A 1,678-nucleotide genomic window follows, 5' to 3' on the forward strand; every position below is an offset into this window, starting at 1 on the left:
ACTCCGACCGCGAACCGCGGACATCATCAGAGGGGCTGGAAGTTGGTTGCCCAGGCGAGACTCGGAGGCGACCGAACCGGCCGTTCCGTTCTCCGCCTCAGCGGCAACGAGGTACAAGCTTACGCGCAGGTGAACGCGCTGCCAAGCGGGGCTGCATCCCGGGCGTGTCGGTCGTCGGGCCGCCGGCGGTCGCCGACCTGCTCGCCGTCCTGGTCGACTCGCGCGCCCTACTCAATGGTGACCGGAGGCCGGGGACCTCGACCGACGACAGTCGTACGGCGTGAGGGACCGGGGTGCAACTTCGACGCCCACACCCGCCACTCGGTTCCGATGACGCAGGAGCCGCTGGACGGCACTCGGGGCCCGAACGCGGGTGCCCGAGTGCAGGCACCCGCACCCTTGAGGACGCAGGCTCCTACGACGCCGAGGCCCCCAGGCGCCAAGGCCCCATGGCCCCATGGCCCTATGGCCCTATGGCCCTATGGCCCCATGATCCGAGGACTCAAGGACCCAAGGGCCCAAGAGCCTCAGGGCCGGAGGACCCGGGGACCCAAGGCCCCAAGGCCCCAAGGCCCCAAGGCCCCAAGGCCCCAGGGACCCAAGGACCCAAGGACCCAAGGACCCAGGGACCCAGGACCCAAAGCCCTAAGGACCCAGACCGGCTGCTGTCACCGCGTGGTCGAGGTGACACCGGCGGCTCGGTGCTCTGGGCGCCGGGGTCAACACGTCTCGCGGATCGCGCAGGCGGCGCGACCGCAATCGCGCGTCGCTGGCCCCTCTGGCGGGACCCCTGTCGCGCGGAGAACCGCTGAACGCGCTGCCCCGCAGATCCAGCGCCTCCACCCACCGTCGCATCAGCGACGTCCGGCAACCAGCCCGGACGAGGTTCTCCCGACACGGACACCACCGGCAACGCCGTCCTTTGACCTCTCGCGCTGGGCACGACCACGACACGGGTCAGGAGCGAGCTCGAGCGGGTGCCGGACTCCCCCTGCACCGACGCGATGCCGAGCCGCGAGCCGCCGCCCACGCGAAGACGCTCGCCATGTCGTTCCCGTCACCGCGCGCGCAGGGAGCCGCCGGCCGCCCTCGCTCATCGCCTTCGCGGTGACCAGATCCACACCGGTGGCAGCCGCGCTGCCGAGCGCGTTCGCCAGCCGACTCCTCAGCCATGACACCGAGCAGACCGCCACGTGCCGGCAGCAGGAGAAACACCCGGCCTCCGCGGCCCGAGCGCCGGCCCAGCGCAGCGACCGCCCGAGCGCCCGAGCGCCCGAGCGGAGTGCGAGCGCAGCTCCGCCTCGAACTCGCCTCGCAGCGCCGCCATTGAAGATGCCAGGGAGCGACCGCGGGTCTTGCACCACAGCTCCGGATCACCGGGCAACCCGGCTGCTCGGGCTCCACGTCGAACAGATCCCCCACGATCCACGCCTCGCGACGACCCTGTCGCAGCGCGCAGCACGCAGCGCGCAGCACGACGCCCGTCCACGAAGCCCTGCCTGCAAGCGACCCCGAACGCAGAAAACCCCTGACCGGTGATGGTCAGGGGTTTCCTGGTGTTGCGAACGTTGAGTCCGGCGGCGTCCTACTCTCCCACAAGGTCCCCCTTGCAGTACCATCGGCGCTGAGAGGCTTAGCTTCCGGGTTCGGAATGTGACCGGGCGTTTCCCTCTCGCTA

General features: G+C 70.8%; 1 rRNA gene. It reads right to left on the reverse strand.

The features are described from left to right. Window positions 1–1,572 precede the first annotated feature (1,572 nt). A 5S ribosomal RNA gene (rrf, locus tag DEJ23_RS15265) occupies window positions 1,573–1,678 on the reverse strand; the annotation flags it as partial.

Origin of the sequence: Curtobacterium sp. MCSS17_008 (assembly GCF_003234185.1) — a bacterium.
In the GTDB taxonomy this organism is placed as follows: Bacteria; Actinomycetota; Actinomycetes; order Actinomycetales; family Microbacteriaceae; genus Curtobacterium.